This window comes from Burkholderia sp. AU15512, from assembly GCF_002223325.1.
Taxonomy (GTDB): Bacteria; Pseudomonadota; Gammaproteobacteria; order Burkholderiales; family Burkholderiaceae; genus Burkholderia.
On the sequence record NZ_NKEX01000006.1, the window covers coordinates 2,662,594 to 2,685,422 of the forward strand.

Below are 22,829 nucleotides of genomic sequence, written 5' to 3' on the forward strand. Positions count from 1 at the left end.
CCCTGCGGTCACTGGCTGGCCTCTTCCGTCCTTTCTTGTTTCGACTCGCGGACCATGTCCGCGAGGCTTCAACACGCATGTAGGACTGGGCCTACACAGTCGCTATCTCGAATCAGCCCCGGACGACTGATTGGGACGAGGCCGATCCTTACGATGGGTTTGTTATCTGACAAACCGTAAGGAGTGGCGCAATGAACAAGACCTATCGCAGCATCTGGAACGCAGCAACGAGCACGTGGACGGCAGCGGCCGAGACCGCGAAGTCGCATTCGAAGGGCTCGGCGCGCGCGGCACGGCAGGCCGTGATCGCCATGGCGCTGGGTGGCGCGGCGATCGGTGGCGCTTTTGCGGCCGACTCCTGCACGACCAGCGAGGGCCTGGACGGTGTGATCGACACGAATAACGTATGCCGGGTGTCGAGCAAGAGTACATCGTCTGGCGGCGGGATCGGAACCATGGCGACCGCAACGCAACTCGACACGGATATTCAGTTCGGTGCGATGAGTGCCGGTGGTTCAGTGGGAGCCCGCTCTGGTGGACTGAATTCGATCGCGATCGGACGCAACTCCAACAGCTCCGCTGATGGCGCTACGTCGCTCGGGTTCAATGCTGCTGCGAGCGGAATCGGTTCCGTGGCCATCGGTTCAGGCTCGGCTACAAATCGCGATCGCGGCTTCGCCGTCGGATCGACGACAGCCCCACGTCAGATCGTCAACGTCGCCGCCGGCACGCAAGACACGGATGCCGTGAACTTCGGCCAGATGAACGCCGCGCTGTCGACGAAGGCCGATGGCGCGTATGTCAAGATCAACAGCACCGGTGCAGCTGCAGCCGCTGACGGCACCAACGCGATCGCTGTCGGCGTCGCCGCCTCGTCCGGCGGGGCGTATTCCGTTGCACTCGGCGCGAACTCGACGACCACGGGTCAATATAGCGTCGCAATCGGCAGCGCCGGCGGTGATGGTCGCGGCGCGGTCGTGACGGCAAACAACGCAGTGTCGATCGGTACGATCAGCCATGCAACGGCCAACAATTCCGTCGCGCTAGGATTCGGGTCCGTCAGTGACCGTGCCGATACCGTGTCGGTTGGCGCGGGCGTGCCCAATGCGGATGGACGAACCTTCACACGCCAGATCGTCAACGTTGCGGCCGGCACGGAAGACAATGACGCCGTGAACGTCGGCCAGTTGAACACCGGTCTCTCAACAGCGAACGCATCGATCGCGGCAGTAGACGCGAAATTGTCGTCGACCAACGACACGCTGGCCGGACTCGGCAACGACATGACGGCCGCGAAGCGCGACATCAAAGGCAACGCGGACAATATCTCGAAGATCAGCGACCGCATTGATGGCCTCTCGGACGGTACGATCGGGCTCGTCCAGCAAGCGTCCACAGGCGCTGATCTCACCGTCGGCGCGAACACCGATGGCGCGGCCGTGAACTTCAGCAGCAAAACGGGCACCCGCAAGCTCACCGGCATCACGGCTGGCGACGTCTCGGCGGCCAGCACCGACGCTGTCAACGGGTCGCAGTTGCACGGCGTCGCGGACAGTGTCGCGTCGGCCATCGGCGGCGGCTCGACGGTGAACCCGGACGGCTCGATCTCCGCTCCGACGTTCTCGGTCGGCGACGGCAGCGGCGGTACGAAGATCGTGAACTCGGTCGGCGACGTCGTTACCAACCTCGACGACCGCGTCACGCACAACGAAGGCGGGATCAAGGATCTTGCCGACAAGATCGGCAGCGGCACGGTCGGTCTCGTCCAGCAAGCCACCCCGGGCGACGACATCACCGTCGGCGCGAACACCGACGGCAACGCCGTGAACTTCAGCAGCAAGACGGGCACCCGCAAGCTCACCGGCATCACGGCTGGCGACGTCTCGGCGGCCAGCACCGACGCGGTCAACGGGTCGCAGTTGCACGGCGTGGCAGACAGCGTCGCGTCGGCCATCGGCGGCGGCTCGACGGTGAACCCGGACGGCTCGATCTCCGCTCCGTCGTTCTCGGTTGGCGACGGCAGCGGCGGCACGAAGATCGTCAACTCGGTCGGTGGCGCTGTTACCAACCTCAATGATCGCGTCACGAACAACGAAGACGGAATCAAGGACCTCGCCGACAAGATCGGCGGCGGCACGGTCGGTCTCGTCCAGCAAGCCACCCCGGGCGACGACATCACCGTCGGCGCGAACACCGACGGCAACGCCGTGAACTTCAGCAGCAAGACGGGCACCCGCAAGCTCACCGGCATCACGGCCGGCGACGTGTCGACGGCCAGCACCGACGCTGTCAACGGGTCGCAACTGCACGGCGTCGCGGACAGCGTCGCGTCGGCCATCGGCGGCGGCTCGACGGTGAACCCGGACGGCTCGATCTCCGCTCCGTCGTTCTCGGTCGGCGACGGCAGCGGCGGCACGAAGATCGTCAATTCGGTCGGCGACGTCGTCACTAACCTCGACGATCGCGTCACGAACAACGAAGGCGGAATCAAGGATCTTGCCGACAAGATTGGCGGCGGCACGGTCGGTCTCGTCCAGCAAGCCACCGCGGGCGACGACATCACCGTCGGCGCGAACACCGACGGCAACGCCGTGAACTTCAGCAGCAAGACGGGCACGCGCAAGCTCACCGGCATCACGGCCGGCGACGTGTCGACGGCCAGCACCGACGCTGTCAACGGGTCGCAACTGCACGGCGTCGCGGACAGCGTCGCGTCGGCCATCGGCGGCGGTTCCACGGTGAATCCGGACGGCTCGATCTCCGCTCCGTCGTTCTCGGTCGGCGACGGTGCCGGCGGCACGAAGATCGTCAACTCGGTCGGTGGCGCTGTTACCAACCTCAATGATCGCGTCACGCACAACGAAGGCGGAATCAAGGACCTCGCCGACAAGATCGGCAGCGGCACGGTCGGCCTCGTCCAGCAGGATGCGATGAGCGGCACGATCACGGTTGGCGCAGGCCTCGGCGGCTCGGCAGTGAACTTCGCCGGCAGCGGCGGCCCCCGTGTGCTGTCCGGCGTCGCGAACGGCGTGGACGACGACGACGTCGTGACCGTCTCGCAGCTCCGTGCAACCGGCCTGATCGACTACACGGGCAAGGAAGTCGGTGCGGTCACGTATGACAGCGGCCTGTCGTTCGACTCGGTGACCTTTGCGGGTACGAACGGCACGGTGCTGAGGCAAGTCGCAGCGGGGCTGGTCGACCGGGGCAGCATGGAAGCCGTCAACGGCGGTCAACTCTTCGATCTGCAAGAGCAGTTCGCGAAGCAGTACGGCGAGCTGAGCGGCCAGTTCGGCGACCTGTCGAACCGCTTCGACGATCTGTCCAGCCGCCTGGGCGATCTCGAGGAAAACCCGGGCACCGGCGGTCCCGGCACGGGCGGCGGTTCGACCGTCGTCGGCGAAGGGGCGGTCGCGTCGGGCGAGAACAGCTCGGCCATAGGCGACAGCTCGCTCGCGTCGGGCGACAACAGCTCGGCAGTCGGCCAAGGCGCAGTCGCTTCGGGTGAAAACAGCTCCGCCATCGGCCAGGGGGCGAGCGCATCGGGCAGCAACAGCTCGGCGGTCGGCCAGGGGGCGGTGGCGTCGGGCGAGAACGGCACGGCGCTCGGCCAGGGCTCGGCCGCATCGGGCAAGGACAGCACGGCCGTCGGCCAGGGCGCCGTCGCATCGGGCGAGGGCAGCACGTCGCTCGGCCAGGGCGCGTCGGCCACCGGCAGCAACTCGGTCGCGATCGGCCAGGGTTCTGTGGCAACGGAAGCGAACACCGTGTCGTTCGGCGACGGTACCGCGGATGGCAACCGCCGCCTCGTCAACATCGCGGACGGCATCAACGCGTCCGACGCGGCAACGAAGGGCCAGCTCGACCGCGCGATGGAATCGGTCGACCAGCGCTTCAACGACACGAACCGTGCGATCAACGACGTCGCAAAAAATGCGTACGCCGGTATCGCGGCCGCGATGGCGATGCCGAACATGACGCCGTCGCAGCCGGGCAAGACGGTCGTCGCGGTCGGTGCCGCGAACTTCAAGAGCGGTTCGGCCATCGCGGCCGGCGCGACCTACCGTTCGCGCAGCGGCAACTGGCTGGTGAACGGCGCGACGTCGGTCACCTCGGTCGGCGACGTGGGCATCCGTGCGCAAGTCGGCTACGAGTTCTGACCGAACGGCTCCGCGCAAGCGGAGCGTCGACCCGAAGCGGGGGGAGCGATCCCCCCGCTGTTCGGCCGACGGCCAGTGGCGATTCCTCCGAGTTGCCACCGGCCGTCGGCGCGACGGCGTCGCGTCCGGCCAGCCTTTTTGCCGCCCGCGACGGCGCCCCCGCGCCGGCCCCACCCCGCTCAACAACGCCGAACGCGTGCCGCCTGGCACCGCGCAACGCGTGAGAACTTCATGAACAAATCCTTCCCCATCCGCATCGTGATCGCCGACGACCATCCTGCGATCGTCATCGGCGCGCGCTATGAACTGTCGTCGACGAACACCGTCACGGTCGTCGCGACCGCGCACAACTCGACGGAACTGATGGAAGCGCTCGCGAGCCATCCGTGCGACGTGCTCGTATCCGACTACGCGATGCCCGGCAGCGATTACGGCGACGGGCTCGCGCTGTTTACGGCCGTCCTCAAACGCCATCCCGGCCTGAAGATCGTCGTGATGACGATGATGGAAAACGCGGTCGCGCTGCGCGCGCTGATCAATCTCGGCATCGCGTGCATCGTCAGCAAGTCGGATTTGCCGAATCACCTGACGATGGCGATCCACGCGGCCTATACGAGCGGCCGCTACCTGTCGCCGTCGATGGACAAGATCCTGCGCAACGCGGGCAGCGTGACCGGCAAGGCGCCGGCGCTGTCGGTGCGCGAGGTCGAGGTGATCCGGCTGTTTGCGTCGGGACTGTCGGTCAACGAGATCGCCGAGAAGCTGAATCGCAGCAAGAAGACGATCAGCACGCAGAAGAGTTCGGCGATGCAGAAACTCGGCATCGAGCGCGACGTCGATCTCGTCCGCTATGCGATTTCGTGCGGGCTCGTGACCGATTACGGGTATGCGTCGGCGCAGCCCGCCGGCGAAGCGGACTGATCGCACCGAAACCTTGAGATGAAAGCATCGGCACCCGTGCGGTGCCGATGTGTTTGCCCATGCCGTCGTATCGCTTCGCGACTCGGCTGGGCCGCTGCGCGCCGCGATCCTGCGGCGCGTGACACCATGCGTCCGGTCAGGCGGGATCGCCGCCCTGTGCGCCTTCCGTTTCCCCGCTGCGCCCGTCGCTGCCCGCCGCGGCAACGATCCCGTTCTCGATCGCATAGCGCAGCAGGTCGATATCCTTCTCCACGCCGATCTTTTCCATCGCGCGCGCCTTCTGCGTGCTGATCGTCTTCTTGCTGCGACTCAGCTTCTCCGCAATCTCGTTCACCGTCAGGCCCGACGCATACAGACGTACGACCTCGATCTCGCGGGCGGTCAACTCGCGCTTCTGGTCGGCGGCCCGCGCGCTCGAATGCGAGGTCAGCGTGCGCACGACCTTCTCTACCGACGGCGAGTAGTAGGTGCCGCCCGTCGCGGCCGCGTGAATCGCCGGAATCAGGTGATCGACCGTATCGGACTTGCTGACGATGCAGGTGATGCCGAGGCGCGTGAGCGCGCCGATCACCGCCGGGTTGTCGAGCATGGTCAGCACGACCAGCTTCGCGGCCGGGTAATTGCGCTGCAGGTAGGAGAACAGCGTGATGCCGTCGCCGTGCGCGCCGCCGGGCATCGCGTAATCGGACACCACGACGTCGCATGCACCGGCGTCCAGTAGCCGGATCAACTCGGTCGAACTGCCGGCCTTGCCGGTCAGCTGGATCGTCGGCACCGACGACAGCCCATGCTCGACGCCGGCGAGCATCGCCGGATGGTCGTCGGCCAGTACCACGCGTATCAGATAGCTTCCCATAGTCGTCCAGATTTGCGCGGCCTGGCGTCGTGGCGGAAACCGCCACGCGCCGGCCGGCGACGGCGCTTGCGCGCGTCGTGGATCGTAATTGGGCGCTATCTTCGCATGAAACCAGGGTGGTATCCATGGATCGGGCCAACGGGCCGGAGTCGGGTTGTGCGGGCGCACAAAAAAGCCGCCGGCTCGTTGCGAGCGGGCGGCTTCGGGTCAATGCCGGGCCGGGGAAGCGGGCGCGTCAGCCGCACCCGCCACTCAGCGCATCGTCAGGTCATCGTGCGTCGATCCGGATCTCGACGCGACGGTTCTGCGCGCGGCCTTCGGCCGTTGCATTGGTCGCGACCGGATCGGCGGCGCCCAGGCCTTCGGACTGGAACGACTGCGCCTTCAGGCCGTTGCTGCTCAGATAGCTCATCACGTTGCGCGCCCGCGAAGCTGACAGCGCGAGGTTGTGCGTCTTGCCGCCCGTCGAATCCGTGAAGCCCGTGACCGTCACGCGACGGAACTCGACGCCGCGGTTGATCTCGATGAAGCGATCGAGCTGGTTACGCGCCTGCGGCGACAGCGCCGCGCTGTCGAGCGCGAAGTTCGCGTCGCCCTGCAGCAGTACCTGGCGCTGCGGCACCTGCTGCGGCGCGGGGGCCGGCTGCGGCTGCGGTTGCGCGACCGGCGCAGCGACCGGGGCCGGCTGCGGCTTGCCGCACATGAACGTGATTTCACGCGGATCCTTCATCGGCGCGCGGCTGTACACTCGGTCGATCATCTCGAGCGGCGTGAAGCCCTTGCCCTGGCAGAACTCTTCGGCTGCGCGGGCGCAGGCGTTCGCGCTGCCCAGCAGCCCGTCGCAGCTCACGCGGAACACGTTGTCCGGCTTGCCCGGGATCGATACCGCGCGAATGTCGTAGGTGAGGCCCGATTGCGTCGTGCACGCACCGAGGGCCATCGCGATCGCGCCGATCGAGGCGGCGCGCAACAACAAGGTGGAAATTTTCATGGGAAAACGTCCGCCCGAAGGCGGACGATAAAAATCGGATTAATGGAAAGGAAGCAGGGACGGCACGGGCGGGGCTTGCGCCCCGCCCTGCGCATTACCACTGATACGAAGCGCCCACGCCGACGGTGTTGCCGCCGCTCGACAGGCCCACGCCGGCCTTCATCTTCAGGTTCTGCGTGATGCGTGCCTCGCCGCCGAACGCCACGGCCTGGTAGCCCTGGAACGTCGCGCCGCCGATACCGAACGACAGCGTCTTGCCCGGATCGACGCCCGGAATCATCGTCAGCGCGGTCGCTGCAGCGATACCCGAATAGGCGTTGCGCGACAGCTCGTTCATCTGGCCCTGCATGCCGCCCATGGCCCGGTCGAGCTGACCCTTCGTCGCCGCGTCGGTCGCGTTCACGCCGTCCGCGAGGTTCGAGATCGTGCGCTGCTGCGTCGCCGACCCGACGGACACGGTGTTGTCGCTCGTGGCCATCGAACCGGCACCCAGTGCGACCGAGTTCGAACCGGATGCATTCGCACCATCGCCGATCGCCGCCGACTTGCTGCCCGACGCGTTGGCGTTGTTGCCGATCGCCGTGGCGCCTTCTGCCGAGCTCTTCGAACCCGAACCGATTGCGGTGCCGTTGCTTGCGGACACGTTCGCATTCGAACCGACCACCGTGCCGTTGTTCACACCCGTGCCGACCACCGCGCCCGAACCGGCCGCCGTGTTGCCGACGCCGGTGCCGGCGCTGGCCGGGGTCGTGCCCGTGCCGACGTCCGTGCCGGCGAAGTAGTCGCTGCCGCCCGAACCGCCGCCCGGAGGCGTACCCTCGCCCGGGTTCTGCTCAAGCCGACCGACGCGACCGTCGACGTCGCCGAGCCGGTCGCTCAGCTCGCTCAACTGGCCGAAGTTCACGGCGTCGTACTGGTTCACGCCGTCGGCGACGTTGCCCAGTCGTACCGGTGCCGCACCCGTCCCGCCGAGGGTCACCGAACCGTAGTTCGGCGAGCCGTCACGGTTCAGGTCGTAACGCACCGCCAGCGAATCGGTCGCGCCGTACGCGGCCGCGGCCTGGACGGCTTCCGCCACGGTCTTGTACTTGCTGCCGTTCACTTCGATCGACGTATCCGCGAGCTTGCCGTCCGCATCGACCGTCGTCCCGCCGCCGATGGTGTCGGCCACGCTTTGCGCCGTGCCATGCAGCTGCGAACCGTTGATCGCGTCCTTGCTCGTCGCGCTCACCGCGCCCGCGCCCACACCGGTCAGCACGCGCTCGCCTTCCTTGCCGGCGAAGTTCACGGTCTTGCCGTCCGTGTCCTTCGCGACCGTGATGTCGCGCGTGTCCTCGTCCTGCTGCACGAGGCCGATCGAACCGTGGACGAGGCTGCTCGAAATGTTCTCGAGCGCATCGCCGACGTTGTCGAACTTCTCGTTGTTGACCGTGTACGTCGGATTCGTCACGTTGCCGTTCGCGTCGACCGTCGCGCCGCCGCCCAGTGCCTTCGCGACGCTCTGCGATGCGCCGTACAGCTGCGAGCCGTTGATCGCGTCCGTGCTGGTCGCGCTCACCGCACCGGCCTTCACGTTCGTGATCGTCGTGCCGTTCTCGCCCTTCAGCGAGATCTGGTCGAAGTTCGCCGAGCCGTCCGCATGCTTGTCGTACGTCACCGCGAGCGACGTCAGGCCCGTACCCGGGTTCGCCGGATCGACCGGCGCAACCAGGCCCGCGTCCTGCAACTGGCCGAGGTTGATCGCGTCGTGGCGATCCGTACCGTCCGCGACGTTCTTCAACGCCACCGGAGCCGTTGCGTCCGCGCCGCCCAGCGTCACCGAGCCGCGGTTCGGCGTGCCGTCCGCGTTCCGGTCGTACGTCACCGCTGCAAGCGTCTGACCGGTCGACGGATCGACCAGACCCGAGTCGCCCAGCTGCTTGTTGATCACGGTGATGTTCTCCGTGTTCGTCGACGTACGGCCGTCCAGGTTCGCCAGCGCGTCACCCACGTTGTGATACTCGGTCTTCGTCGAGCCGTCCGTCGGGTCGGCCAGCGAGTACGTCGGGCTCGTCACCTTGCCGTCCGCATCGACGGTCGAACCGCCGCCCAGCGAATCGGCCACGCTCTGCGCCGTGCCGTACAGCTGCGCACCGTTGATCGCGTCCGTGCTGGTGGCCGTGACCGCGCCCGCCTTCACGTTCGTGAGCGTCGTGCCGTCCGCACCCTTCAGCGTGACCTTGTCCTGGTCGACGCCGTCGTACGTCACCGCCAGCGACTTCAGGCCCTTGCCCGGATTCTCCGGATCGACCGGTGCAACGATACCCGCAGCCTGCAACTGGCCCACGTTCACTGCGTCGTTCGCGTCCACGCCGTCGGCAACGTTCTTCAACGCCACCGGTGCCGTTGCGTCCGCACCGCCCAGCGTCACCGAGCCGCGGTTCGGCGTGCCGTCCGCGTTCCGGTCGTACGTCACTGCTGCAAGCGTCTGACCGGTCGACGGATCGACCAGACCCGTGTCGGCCAGCTGCTTGTTGATCACGGTGATGTTTTCCGTGTTCGTCGACGTACGGCCGTCCAGGTTCGCGAGTGCATCACCCACGTTGTGGTACTCGGTCTTCGTCGAGCCGTCCGCCGGATCGGCCAGGGAGTACGTCGGGTTCGTCACCGTGCCGTCCGCGCCCACGGCCGAGCCGCCGCCCAGCGCATCGGCCACACTCTGTGCCGTGCCGTGCAGCTGCGCGCCGTTGATCGCGTCCGTGCTGGTCGCGCTCACTTCGCCCGCCGCGACGTTCGTCAGCTTCGTGCCATCCGCGCCACCCTTCAGCGTGATCTGGTCAAAGTTGGCCGAACCGTCTGCCGCCTTGTCATACGTCACCGCCGTCGACGTCAGGCCCGCACCCGGGTTCGTCGGATCGACCGGCGCAACCAGGCCCGCGTCCTGCAACTGGCCCAGGTTGATCGCGTCGTGACGATCCGTACCGTCCGCGACGTTCTTCAATGCCACCGGAGCCGTCGCGCCCGCACCGCCCAGCGTCACCGAACCGAGGTTCGGCGTGCCGTCCGCGTTACGGTCGTACGTCACCGCGGCAATCGCCTTGCCGTCGTCGCCGATCAGGCCCGAGTCCTTCAGCTGGGATACGTTGACCGCGTCCATGTCGGCCACACCGGCCTTCACGTTCGCGAGCGTCGTGCCGGTCGCACCCGCCATCGTCACGGTGTCCTTCGCCGTGCCGTCGTACACCACCGCCAGCGACTTGCCCGTCACCGGATCAATCACGCCGCCATCCTTCAGCGAGTCCTTCAGATCGCCGATGCTCTGGTTCGTCGCGAACAGCTGCGAACCGTTCACCGCGTCCGTGCTCGTCGCCGTCAGCGCGCCTTCCGCCACGTTGTGGATCGCCACCGGCGTACCGGCATTGCCCAGCGTGATGGCGTTCTTCGCCGCGTCGTCGTACGTCACGGCGAGCGAGGTCAGGTTGCCCGAACCGTCGTCGCCGACCAGGCCCGCGTTCTTCAGCTGGCCGAGGTTCAGCGCGTCGCCGTCGTCCGTCGCATCCGCGACGTTCTTCAGCTGCGTCGGGCCTTCACCGTGGCCCAGCGTCACCGCACCGTAGTTCGGCGTGCCGTCCGCATTGCGGTCGTACGTCACCGCTGCAATCGCCTTGCCGTCGTCGCCGATCAGGCCCGAGCCCTTCAGCTGCGACACGTTCACCGCATCCATGTCCGCCACACCGGCCTTCACGTTCGCGAGCGTCGTACCGTCCGCACCCTTCAACGTGGCCTTGTCCTGATCGACGCCGTCATACGTCACCGCCAGCGACTTCAGGCCCGCACCCGGGTTCGACGGGTCGACCGGCGCAACCAGGCCCGCGTCCTGCAACTGACCCAGGTTGATCGCGTCGTGGCGATCCGTACCGTCCGCGACGTTCTTCAGCGCCACCGGGGCCGTTGCGTCCGCGCCGCCCAGCGTCACCGAACCGAGGTTCGGCGTGCCGTCCGCGTTGCGGTCGTACGTCACTGCTGCGATCGACTGACCGGTCACCGGATCGACCAGACCCGAATCGGCCAGCTGCTTGTTGATCACGGTGATGTTTTCCGTGTTCGTCGTCGTACGGCCGTCGAGGTTTGCCAGTGCATCGCCCACGTTGTGGTACTCGGTCTTCGTCGAGCCGTCCGTCGGATCAGCCAGCGAGTACGTCGGGTTCGTCACTGTGCCGTCCGCGCCCACGGTCGAGCCGCCGCCCAGCGCGTCCGCCACGCTCTGTGCCGTGCCGTGCAGCTGCGCACCGTTGATCGCGTCCGTGCTGGTCGCGCTCACTTCGCCCGCCTTCACGTTCGTGATCGTCGTGCCGTCCGCGCCGCCCGCCAGCGTGACCTGGCCCTTGGAGGCGTCGTCATAGGCAACGGCAAGCGGGTTGCCCGGGATTCCAGGGTTGCCCAGTTGGTCACCCACGTAGTCCTTCATCTGGCCGAAGTTGACCGCGTCCGTGTTGTCCGTCGCCGCTGCCACGTTCTTCAGTTGCGTCGGACCTGCGCCGTGACCCAGCGTCACCGAGCCGTAGTTCGGCGTGCCGTCCGCGAGACGGTCGTACGTCACCGCGGCAATCGCCTTGCCGTCGTCGCCGATCAAGCCCGAGCCCTTCAGCTGCGACACGTTCACCGCATCCATGTCGGCCACACCGGCCTTCACGTTTGCCAGCGTCGTGCCGTCCGTGCCCTTCAGCGTCACGGTGTCCTTCGCGGTGCCGTCGTACACCACCGCCAGCGATTCGCCCGTGACCGGGTCGATCACGCCGCCCTTGCCCAGCGAGTCTTCCAGATCGCCGACACGCGTGTTCGTCGCGAACAGTTGCGAACCGTTCACGGCATCCGTGCTGGTTGCCGACAGCGCGCCTTCCGCCACGTTGTGGATCGCCACCGGCGTACCGGCGTTGCCCAGCGTGACCGAGGCCTTCGTTGCATCGTCGTACGTCACCGCGGCAATCGCCTTGCCGTCGTCGCCGATCAAGCCCGAGCCCTTCAGCTGCGACACGTTCACCGCATCCATGTCGGCCACACCCGCCTTCACGTTTGCCAGCGTCGTGCCGTCGGCACCCTTCAGCGTCACGCTGTTCTGGGCCACCGTGTCATACGACACGGCCAGCGGATTCGTGCCACCTTCGACGTCCTTGATCGCCTTCGTCAGTTGGTCGACGTTGACCGCGTCCGTACCGGCCACGCCTTGCGCAACGTTCGACAACACAACCGGATCGGTCGTATGGCCGCCGCCGAACGTCACCGAACCGTAGTTCGGCGTGCCGTCCGGGTTACGGTCGTACGTCACCGCGGCGATCGACTTGCCGTCGTCGCCGATCAGGCCCGATCCCTTCAGCTGCGACACGTTCACTGCATCCATGTCGGCCACACCGGCCTTCACGTTCGCGAGCGTCGTACCGTCCGCGCCCTTCAGCGTCACCTTGTCCTGCTCGGTGCCGTCGTACACGACCGCCAGCGATTTGCCCGTCACCGGATCGATCACGCCGCCATCCTTCAGCGAGTCCTTCAGATCGCCGATGCTCTGGTTCGTCGCGAACAGCTGCGAACCGTTCACGGCATCCGTGCTCGTCTCCGACAGCGCACCTTCGGCCACATTGTGGATCGTCACCGGCGTACCGGCGTTGCCTAGCGTGACCGCCTGATGCGTGTCGTCGTCGTACTTCACCGCGTTCGGATCGTCACCGCCATTCGCGGCAATCGCGTCGAGCGCGTCGCCCACGGTGTTGTAATCCTTGCCTGCGACGTTGTACGTCGGCTGCGTGATGCTGCCGTCCGCGCCCACGCCTGCACCGCCGCCGAGCGCATTCGTCACGCCCTTCAGCTGGCCCACGTTGACCGCGTCGGTGTTTTGCGTACCGGCCGCCACATTGATGATCTGGCGTTCCGCGCCCGCACGGCCGATCGACAGCGCGTTCGCACGGTTGGCCAGCGCGTTGTCGCCCAGTGCGATACCGCCGTTCGTCGTGGCCGTCGCACCGGAGCCGAGCGCCATCGCGCCCTGGACGTTTCGTGCGACGTTCGCACCGGTGCCCATCGCGATCGAATTCGTCGCACCCGCGCGCACGTTCGCACCGCTACCGACCGCAACCGAACCCGTGCCGATCGCCTGCACGTCGTTGTTACCGATCGCCGTCGCGTAGTCCGCGTTGGCCTGCGCGTTCGCACCCATCGCCACGGCCTGCGTGCCGTTCGTCTGCACGTTCGAACCCATCGCGACCGAGTACTGCTGGCCCGCGCCCGTCTGCGCAAAGCTGCCCAGCGCCACCGAATTGTCGGAGCCGGCAACGTTCTGCACGCCGATCGCGACTGCGTTGGCGCCGCTCGCGGCGGACGACGTACCGATCGCCACCGCAGTGGCCGTGGCAGGGTCCGCACCGTTCAGCGAAGCGAGGTTGTCGCCGCGCAAGCCTTCGACCGCCACCAGCGGATCGGTGACGTCCATCGGCTGAATCGACTGCGTATTCATCTCGTTGATCGCGGCCTTCGTCTTTTCGTCGATCGCCGACGAGAAGCTGTCGATCGCCTGTTGCGTCTTCGAGTTCACCGACGTCGACAGGTCATTCAGCGCGGCGTAGAGCTGGCCGCCGTTGACGGCGTCCGTGCTCTGGAAATCGACGAGGCCATCCGCCACGTTGACGATACGGCGCTCGTTGCCGACGCTACCGACCGACACGACGTTGTTCTGGTTGGCTATCGAGTTGTAGCCGATCGCGACCGAATTCGCACCGGACACGCGCGCACCGCTGCCCAGCGCCAGCGCGTTCGCACCCGCTGCCTGCGCACCGGAACCGATGGCGACCGCCAGCGCGCCCGTCGCGAGCGCAGGCGTGCCCGTCACCGGGTCGGCGTTGACCTTGACGAAGCGCAGGTCGGCGCCCTGCATCCGCTCTTCCAGCGCGTTCATCTGGTTGACGTTGACCGCGTCCGTGCCGTCGACACCCGCCGCGACGTTCTTGATCTGCGTCGGACCTGCGCCGTTGCCCAGCGTCACCGTGCCGTAGTTCGGCGTGCCGTCCGCGTTACGGTCGTACGTCACCGCGGCGATCGACTTGCCGTCGTCGCCGATCAGGCCCGACTCCTTCAATTGAGCGACGTTGACCGCATCGGAATCCTGCGTACCCGCCGCGACGTTGACGATCTGGCGTTGTTGCGTGGCCGAGCCGACCGACACGGTATTGTCGCGATCGGCAACCGAGCCCGCGCCGAGCGCAACAGTCGATTCGCCCTGAGCACGTGCGCCCGCTCCCAGCGCCGCGCTGTCCTTGCCTTGCGCGTTTGCCGCGATGCCAATCGCGATCGCGCCCGCACCGCCGGCCGACGCCAGCGCACCGATTGCGGTCGCCGTGTCGCCCGTTGCCTTCGCCGCCTCGCCGAATGCGGAAGACGACGCCCCCGACGCGCTGGCCGCGTCGCCGAATGCCGAGCCCAGATGGCCGGCAAAGGCGCCCGCGCCCACTGCCGTGGCAAAACCACCGGTAGCCGTTGCGCCCTCGCCGATTGCCACCGCGCCGTCGCTCAAACCGCCGCCGTCGGCAATGCGGCTATCCGCGTATGCACCGCCGCCGATCGCAATCGCGCGCTCGGAGGCCGCCGTCGCAGGCGGCGGCGTGCCGTCGTTGCTCCGGACCTTGATCAGGGTGTCGTCCGCCTTCGTCGCAAGCGCGTCGTTCATCTGGCCGACGTTCACTGCGTCCATGTCGGCCACGCCAGCCTTCACGTTCGACAGCGTCGTGCCGTCCACGCCTTGCAGCGTGACCTTGTCCTTCACCGCGCTGTCGTACGTCACAGCGAGCGACGTGAGGTTGCCCGAGCCGTCGTCGCCAACCAGGCCCGTATCCTTCAGTTGACCGAGGTTCAGTGCATCGTGGTCGTCCGTCGCATCCGCGACGTTCTTCAGTTGTGTCGGGCCTTCGCCATGGCCGAGCGTCACCGAACCGTAGTTCGGCGTGCCGTCCGCATTACGGTCGTACGTCACCGCGGCAATCGACTTGCCGTCGTCGCCGATCAGGCCCGAGTCCTTCAGCTGCGATACGTTCACCGCGTCCATGTCGGCCACACCGGCCTTCACGTTCGACAGCGTCGTGCCGTCCACGCCGGCCAGCGTCACCTTGTCCTTCGCGGTGCCGTCGTACACGACCGCCAGCGATTCGCCCGTCACCGGATCGATCACGCCGCCATCCTTCAGCGAATCCTCGAGGTTACCCACGCGCGTGTTCGTCGCGAACAGCTGCGAGCCGTTCACGGCATCGGTGCTCGCCGCCGACAGCACGCCGTCCGCCACGTTGTGGATCGCCACCGGCGAACCGGCGTTACCCAGCGTAACGGCATTCTTCGTCGCGTCGTCGTACGTCACGGCAAGCGACGTCAGGTTGCCGGCGCCATCGTCGCCCACCAGGCCCGCGTTCTTCAGCTGCCCGAGGTTCAGCGCGTCGTGGTCGTCCTTCGCATCCGCGACGTTTTTCAGCGCGACAGGCGTCGTTGCACCCGCGCCGCCCAGCGTCACGGTGCCCTTCGTCGCATCGTCGTACCGCACCGCATTCGGATCGGCACCACCATTCGCGGCAAGCGCATCGAGCGCGTCGCCCACGTTGTGATAATCGGTGCCTGCAACGTTGTATGTCGGCTGCACGATGCTGCCGTCCGCACCCACGCGTGCGTTGCCGCCGAGCGCGTTCGTCACGCCCGTCAGCTGGCTGACATTCACGGCATCGGTCGCGCCCGTACCGGCGGCCATATTGGTGATGCGTCGCTGTACCGTCGCAGAACCGACGGAGACGGTGTTTTCCGCGTCCGCAATGCTACCCGTGCCCAATGCAACGGAATTCCGGCCACCCGCGGTCGTGCTCGATCCGAGTGCCATACCACCACTTCCGGATGCGGAACTGCCATATCCGAGAGCAACGCCCAGGCCGCCGCCCATGGCGCTGGCGTTGCCGCCCAATACCGTTGCACCCGACCCGGAATGACGCGCATTCGTCCCGATCATGATCGAGTCGGTACCGCCGGCGGAGGCACCATTACCGATAGCAATCGAGGAATTGGCGCCGGCTACGCCGCCGGCATTGACCACGGCATTCGGTCCGATGGCAACGGAATTGGTCGTACCAGCCTGCGCTGCGGTTTCAGTACTGTTGACCTTGAAGTAAGTATTGTCAGCCTTCGTTGCGAGCGCCGTATTCATCTGCCCGAGATTCACGGCATCGGTGTTCTGCGTGGCTGCTGCGACGTTCGTAATCTGCCGCTGTTGACCGGCTGAACCGACGGACACCGAGTTGTCGCGATTCGTTGTCGACCCGGCGCCCAGTGCAACCGAGTTCGCATTGCCAGCCGCCGCGCCGCTGCCGACGGCAACCGCGTTCGCACCCGCGCTGCTTGCACGGTTACCGAGCGCGACGCTCGCATTCCCGCTCGCATCCGCGAGGACACCCATCCCGACGGCGTTGGTGGTGCCCTTTGCCTGATAGCCGATCGCGGTGCCGTAAGTACCGCTGGTGCTTGCGCCGCGCCCGACTGCGATGGCGTTGTTGCCCACGGCACTCGCGGCATACCCGAGCGCAGTTGCGCCATCCGTCGTGGCGACGGAACCGGAGCCCACAGCAGTGGTATTGGCAGCCTGCGCCGCGGCTGCCTGCCCAAAGGCCGATGCATTGGCACCAGCCGCATTCGCACTCGTGCCGACCGCGACACTTTCCGAACCGGTCGCTCGCGACAACGTGCCGATGGCGGTGGCGTTCTGATTACTCGCTACCGTATTGCCACCGAGTGCCACGGCGGAAATACCGGTTGCGCTCGAATTAGCGCCGACCGCGGTCGCACTGGAACCTGCCCGCGCGGCTGTCGCCGCAGCGTAGTTGCCCGTGCTGATTGCAACATACGGATTGCTGGCGCCCGCCACCGCCGCATTCAACTGATTCAGGTTAACGGCATCCGTCCCGGCAGTCCCGTTCGCCAGGTTCGTGATGCGATGATTCGTCATGCTCGCGTTGCTGTCGAAATCCACCGGGCCCCTGAGGTGCACGCCGGATCCACCGAGCAGGAAGAGGTGCCCGTCGACAGTGCCGCTGATGCCGGCCTCGGTCGCGGCAGATGCCTGACCGATACCGCCGCCATTGACGTTACTGTGGTTGTACAGCTGGAACGCCCTCTCGTGGCCTTCGCTGAGCCTGAAGTTCTGGATCGCGCCGCCGCATGCCGCGGTAGTCCGGGTGCCGGCAATATTGCCGCCGCCGAACGTCGTTCCGGTCGCGCCGGTTCCGGGTGCGCAAAGCGACAGCGACCCGCCACCATTCGCAGCCTGCGCCATCGCATCCATCGACATCGCGCCGCCACCCACCCCGGCCATCACCGCGACCGCCGCCGTCACCGACGACTTCATCGTCGAGTTCGCTTTCGATTTCGTGCGCATCCGCGCCGTTTCGGGCGCTGCCGCCCATGTGCCCGTCGTCGCGTTCCAGACGGTCCGATAAGTCTTGTTCACGTTGATAGCCTCTGTAGAAAGAGAAGAAGAAAGGACAAGCCTCGTCCACAGATGCCAATGTATTGATCGGCTGTCATTTGGTTAATCAGACGGCCGGACGTGTGATGACTTATTTTGTAGGACCCGTCCTATCCTGACGTTGCTTGACAATCGCCTGTGTCAAACGGCCCCGAATGCTACGTTCTCTTGATCGATTTTCGATTTGATTTGACAGGCGCGCGCGACGGGATTTATATACGCATCGCGCAAGTGCTCGAACAAATAGGACTGGTCTTAGTCATTGCCCTCGATTGTTTCGGATTGCCCTACATACGGGCAATTCCACTATCCCGATAATTCGCTCGTTCCCCGAGCCGGCAGCGCGATTCGCCTGCCTCACCAGACGGCTTACGGATATCGCCCCACGTCCCGGCTTGCGCGCGGCCTGCGCCGCGCGAACCGTTCGCGGCTCCTGATTTGCGCATCGATTCACGGTATTCGCTCCATGCCCATCCGACATCTCTTCGCGTCCCAGGCGGATGCCAGCGCGCCGTTCGCTTCGATCGGCGGCGAGCCGCGCGACCTGGGTCTGCTGCATCGCTACCAGCGCTTCACGCTGTATGGCGGCGCCGTGCTCCTGTCGCTCGTGATGCTGTTCGCGGCGAGCATCCTGCTCACCGGGTCGGTGCGCGACTACATTTCGAAACGACGCGAGTTGCTCACGACGCACAAGGCGCTCGTCCAGCTCGAAATCGATGCGAAGCAGGCGTCGATGCGCCGCGCGGTGATCAATGCGGAATTGCTGTGGAATGGGCATCCACCGCATGCACGCGCGTCGTCCGATACGCTGCGGCGCGACGGACATGTGCTGCTGTCGCCGATGCGCGGCGCGACCGAAGTGTTCGTCGCGTCCACGCCCGATGCCACCGCCAACGGCGAATTCGATCGCTACGTGCAGTTGATGGAGCGCCAGACGATCTCGATTGCAGCCGCCGAGCGCCAGACCGGCCGCCCGGTCACCGGTTATGCGTACAGCCCCGACCATCGCGTCATCGCGATCACGCCGCCGCCGAACACGCCGTACCCCGACCTGCTCGCGCGCATGGGCGTGCACGACACGCACGGGCTGATCGATCGTCTGGCGTTCGATGTCGCCGACTGGCGTAATCCGGCGGTCGCGCGCCATTGGCGTCTCACGCGCCACATTGCGTGGCAGCCGCCCGCGGTCGATCCTCTCACGGGCAAGACGGTATTCCGTCTCGTCGAGCCTGTGTTCGACGGCCCCGATCACGTGATGACCTTCGTCAGCGACCTCGACGTGGACGTGATCGCCGACCGGATGGATCACGCTCCCGACGATACAGTCGCGATGCTCGTCGACGAAAGCGGCCGCATCCTGCTGAGCGCCGACCGCACCAACGCATCGACCGACGGTGCCGCGCTGATGCGTCAGGCGCTCGACAGCGGTGATTGGCGGCATGGCTTCGACCGGCTCACTTCGAACTACCGCGACGGCATCTTCACGGTCAGCGACCGCATCTCGGATACGGGTTTCGTGATCGTCTATGCGTATTCGTGGCGGATGATCGCGCACGCGATCTGGCCCGCGATGCTGCGCGAATTCGGCACGACCGCGCTGATGCTCGCCGTGCTGTGGGCACTCGTGATCACGTTCGACCTGAAGCTGTTCGCGCCGCTGTTCCGCCGCTCGCGCCGCGTGTTCGAAAGCGAGCAGATGAGCCGCGCGATCATCGCGACCGCGCCGTTCGGCATCGGCCTCATTTCGCTCGGCTCGCGCCAGGTGCTGTTGCGCAACCGGATGATGGAGCTGTACGAGAACGAGGCCGGCTCGCCGCCGCTGCATGAGCGCCTGCTGGCGCGCTATCGCGAGCGCCAGGACGGCGACGCATTTCAGCTCGATGTCGAACTGCCGGTCACGCTGAACGACGGCCGCACGCGCGACCTGCTCGTCAACTTCGTCCGCGCACGCTACAAAGGGCGTGACACGCTGCTGTGCAGCTTCTCCGACATCACCACGCGCGCCGACGCCGAGCGCGCGCTCGGCAGCGCGAACCGCGCGAAGTCGACCTTCCTCGCCACGATCACGCACGAGATCCGCACGCCGCTGAACGCGATGCTCGGCAATCTCGAACTGCTCGACAAGGCGCCCGATCCGAGCCGGCAGAAGCGGCGCCTCCACGCGGTCACGTCGGCCGCACGGATGCTGCTCGACATGCTGAACAACGTGCTCGACATGACGAAGATCGAAGCCGACCGGATGACGCTCGAAGCGACCAGCTTCCGCATCGACGACCTGATGCGCGACCTCGCCGACCTGTTCGAGCCGATGGCCGCCGCGAAGGGTGTGGCACTGCGCGTGGATATCGACCCGGCCGTCGCGCATGCATACGTCGGCGATCCGATGCGCGTGCGGCAGATCGTCGTGAACCTGGTCAGCAACGCGATCAAGTTCACCGATCGCGGCACGGTGGCGCTGTCCGTGTCGGCATCGGCCGTCGATGCGACGCCCGTGACGATCCGCGTCAGCGATTCCGGGATCGGGATGACGGCCGACCAGCTCGCACACATATTCGAACCGTTCGCGCAAGCCGACCGGTCGATCGCGCGACGTTTCGGCGGCACCGGGATCGGGCTGGCGTTGAGCCACAAGCTCGTCGAATCGATGGGCGGCAACATTGCGGTCGACAGTGTGCCGGGCGTCGGCTCGACGTTCATCATTACGCTGCCGCTGCCGCTCGATCACCGGCCGGGCGCCGCGCGCGCCGACGCGGGGGCCGACGCGCCGAACGCCCGCGTGCTGTTCGTCGACGACAACCCGGTGAACCGTTCGCTGATCCACGACCAGCTCGACGTCCTAGGCTATCCGGCCGATGTCGCATCGAGCGTCGCGGAAGCGCTCGACCTCGTCGATCGACACGACTATGCGCTCGTGATGACCGATCTCAACATGCCGGGGCTCGATGGCTATGCGTTTGCGCGGGTGTTGCGTGAGCGGGGCCGTGCACGGCCGATTCTCGCCGTGACGGCACATGCCGAGCCCGACGAATTGCGTCTGGCGCGGGAAGCGGGGATCGACGAGATCGTCGCGAAGCCGACGTCGTTGAAATCGCTCGAGCAGGCGATCACGAAGCACACCGGGCCGTCGCAGGCGGCTCATTCGCCGCCGCCGTCGCGCCGGCACGGGCCGCTGCCCCATGATCTGCACAAGGTGCTTTCCGACACCGCATACCGGTCGAATGGCGCAATCGCACGCGCGCTCCAGGATGGGGACTTGAAAGCGGCCCGCACGGAGATTCACAGCATGCGTGGGGCGTTCGCGATGATCGGCGAGCACGAGATATCCGCGGCTTGTGCATCGATGGAAGCGTTGGCGCTGGCGGGCGACGCCGCGGCGTTCGCGCGTGAGTTCGAACGCTATCGGCACGACGCGAAAGAGATCCTCGTGCGACGTGCGGCTGGCGAGTCGCAACAACCGGTCGACACTATTTCTGACATATCTGCGATGAAGTGACGAAGCGGTCCGCCAGCGCAACTGCCCTGAAATCGTTGACCATCAAGGATACAAGGCATCGGCCGAATGGCCAACGTCGATAAAACCGTACAAGACCGATATCAGACAGCAGTCGATCTCGGTAGAGTGGTTGCACGTTTTCGCTTCGGATGTTCAGTCATTTCGACATGCCAATCATGCAACGGAATGGCGATCGAAATCTGCTGCGTAAACGAGCGCGGCCCGCCGGTGAGAACAACACCTGCGGGCCGCTGACCACAACCAACTCAACTAAGGAGTTGACCATGGCTGGCGCGAATCATAACGCACCGACGTATTTCCGCGATTGCTTTTTTTCCCCGCAATCGTCCTCTCACTCTGGCCGCCTCGTCCCGCACGTCAGGCTGACCGACATGGCACCGCCTGTGATGTATCTGTGGACGAAATTGTCCGGCCGATGGATCGAGGCGGCGGGTTTCGATCCCGAGCAACGCTTGCAGATCGAGGTATCGCACAAGCGGCTGGTGATTACCCCGATCGATGATGCGGGCGGCGATCATTGCGTCAGGCACGAACGCCCCGATGACGATCCCGCAACGGGACGGCAACTGGAATCGGTGATGGCAGGAGAAGCACCATGAACCACGACGCCCCGAATCAATACCCCGACGACGTCCCGGCCGATTTCGACTTCTACGATGTCGGGGAACTGGCGGCCAAGTCCGCGCTCGTGCTGAAGGTCAATGCGCTGATCGCGTCGCGCGGCCTGAGCGCGGAAGAGGCTGCTGCGCTGGCCGAGATGACCCGGCCGGTGGTCACCCCCGAGCAGCGCGACAGGCTTCGGAACGTTTCGCTGGAAACGCTGATGGTGACGCTCGCCTCGCTCGGCCAGCATGTGGAAATCGTGGTGCGGCCAGTGGGGGAATCGGGGCCGTCGGGTATCACGGTTTCGGTCTGACGGTCGGTGAAGTCGGCTGAACATTGGCAAGGGGCGCTTTCGACTCCGATAGATAAGCGCCTCTGGGCCACGAGTTCGAAACGATAGCCCTAACGCTGCCCGATGAATCAACGGGCGCACAAATTCCGGGGTTTTTTCTAAGTTGCCGGATTTCCGCGACACAATCGCGCGGATTCCGGCACGTGTCATTTATATCCGAACGGATATAAATGTAAATCGGAAACGAAAACTTCTGTACTGGGAAGGTTCGTCGAAGAAGGAATTCAAAACGTTCCCTGCCGACGTACAGAAAGACATGGGCGTGGCATTGTTCATCGTCCAGCTGGGCAGCACGCCTGACTCGGCCAAGCCCTGGAAGGGATTGGTTTCCGGGGTATATGAGCGACGAGAAGATCATCGCCGCGATACTTTCCGGGCGGTCTACGCCGTGTGCGTAAGCGATTCGGTCCATGTCCTCCACGCGTTCCAGAAGAAATCGACGTCCGGTATTGCGACACCGAAGCCAGACGTCGAACTGATCACGAAACGGTTGAAAGCAGTGTTTGTCCGTCACGGGCGAGCGGGAGATCGATGATGAATCGCAATGACTGTCCCCAAGGCACCCACAACGTGCTATTGAACCTGGGTTTCGACGAGGGCGCGGAACTGTCGGCCAAAGCGGCGCTCGCGCTCAAATTCAACGAACTGATCGACCGACGCGGCCTGAGCCAAATCGAGGCAGCGGCGATCACCGGCATGACGCATGCCGAAAGTATCCCCGGTGCGCCGTTACAAGCTGCAGAACATTTCGCTCGAACGGCTGATGCACGCATTGGTATCGCTGGGCCAGCATGTCGAAATCGACGTGCAGCCTGCGCGACGCTCTCGGTCGGCCGGCATCACGGTCGCCGCCTGACTGCCGGCGAAACATCGCGAAGGGAGGCGTGTGGTAACCGGAATATCTTCGGCGCTCGCATAA

At 65.8% G+C, this 22,829-nt stretch carries 9 protein-coding genes and 2 pseudogenes; 7 read left to right on the forward strand and 4 right to left on the reverse strand.

Annotation, left to right across the window (positions count from 1 at the left end; genetic code table 11):
• The first annotated feature begins 191 nt into the window (after window positions 1-191).
• Together CFB43_RS31330 and CFB43_RS31335 are read left to right on the forward strand one after the other, a co-directional pair.
• Window positions 192-4,160, forward strand: coding sequence for a YadA family autotransporter adhesin (locus tag CFB43_RS31330; RefSeq protein ID WP_089497940.1), 3,969 nt, complete (start codon window positions 192-194; stop codon window positions 4,158-4,160).
• Window positions 4,161-4,391: 231 nt separating this feature from the next.
• Window positions 4,392-5,081, forward strand: coding sequence for a response regulator transcription factor (locus CFB43_RS31335; protein ID WP_089497941.1), 690 nt, complete (start codon window positions 4,392-4,394; stop codon window positions 5,079-5,081).
• 136 nt (window positions 5,082-5,217) lie between these two features.
• Here CFB43_RS31335 and CFB43_RS31340 read toward each other — a convergent pair whose 3' ends face one another.
• The 4 genes and pseudogenes from CFB43_RS31340 to CFB43_RS39235 form a co-directional block, all read right to left on the reverse strand.
• Entirely contained in the window at window positions 5,218-5,937 is a 720-nt protein-coding gene (locus CFB43_RS31340; protein ID WP_089497942.1) for a response regulator transcription factor, read from the reverse strand.
• 268 nt (window positions 5,938-6,205) lie between these two features.
• Entirely contained in the window at window positions 6,206-6,928 is a 723-nt protein-coding gene (locus CFB43_RS31350) for an OmpA family protein (RefSeq protein ID WP_089497943.1), read from the reverse strand.
• A 94-nt stretch (window positions 6,929-7,022) separates the two neighbouring features.
• A complete protein-coding gene (locus CFB43_RS31365; protein WP_256990145.1) occupies window positions 7,023-15,680 on the reverse strand; it encodes a YadA-like family protein in 8,658 nt (2,885 codons plus the stop codon).
• A 36-nt stretch (window positions 15,681-15,716) separates the two neighbouring features.
• Window positions 15,717-17,423: pseudogene (locus CFB43_RS39235) on the reverse strand (YadA family autotransporter adhesin); the annotation flags it as partial.
• A gap of 484 nt (window positions 17,424-17,907) precedes the next feature.
• Here CFB43_RS39235 and CFB43_RS31375 point away from each other — a divergent pair.
• From CFB43_RS31375 to CFB43_RS31395, 5 genes and pseudogenes are all read left to right on the forward strand, one after another.
• Window positions 17,908-20,934 carry an ATP-binding protein gene (locus CFB43_RS31375; protein WP_089497944.1) on the forward strand — a complete coding sequence of 1,009 codons (3,027 nt, stop codon included), beginning with the start codon at window positions 17,908-17,910 and terminating at the stop codon, window positions 20,932-20,934.
• Between the two features lie 176 nt (window positions 20,935-21,110).
• Window positions 21,111-21,554, forward strand: coding sequence for a type I toxin-antitoxin system SymE family toxin (locus CFB43_RS31380; protein WP_256990148.1), 444 nt, complete (start codon window positions 21,111-21,113; stop codon window positions 21,552-21,554).
• Window positions 21,551-21,871, forward strand: coding sequence for an XRE family transcriptional regulator (locus tag CFB43_RS31385; RefSeq protein ID WP_089497946.1), 321 nt, complete (start codon window positions 21,551-21,553; stop codon window positions 21,869-21,871). The genes CFB43_RS31380 and CFB43_RS31385 overlap by 4 nt, the downstream gene beginning before the upstream one ends.
• Before the next feature lie 205 nt (window positions 21,872-22,076).
• Window positions 22,077-22,445: a type II toxin-antitoxin system RelE/ParE family toxin gene (locus tag CFB43_RS31390; protein WP_089498206.1), complete on the forward strand. Its 369-nt coding sequence runs from the start codon at window positions 22,077-22,079 to the stop codon at window positions 22,443-22,445.
• Window positions 22,445-22,766, forward strand: a pseudogene (locus CFB43_RS31395) (helix-turn-helix domain-containing protein). The gene CFB43_RS31390 and the pseudogene CFB43_RS31395 overlap by 1 nt, the downstream one beginning before the upstream one ends.
• Window positions 22,767-22,829 lie beyond the last annotated feature (63 nt).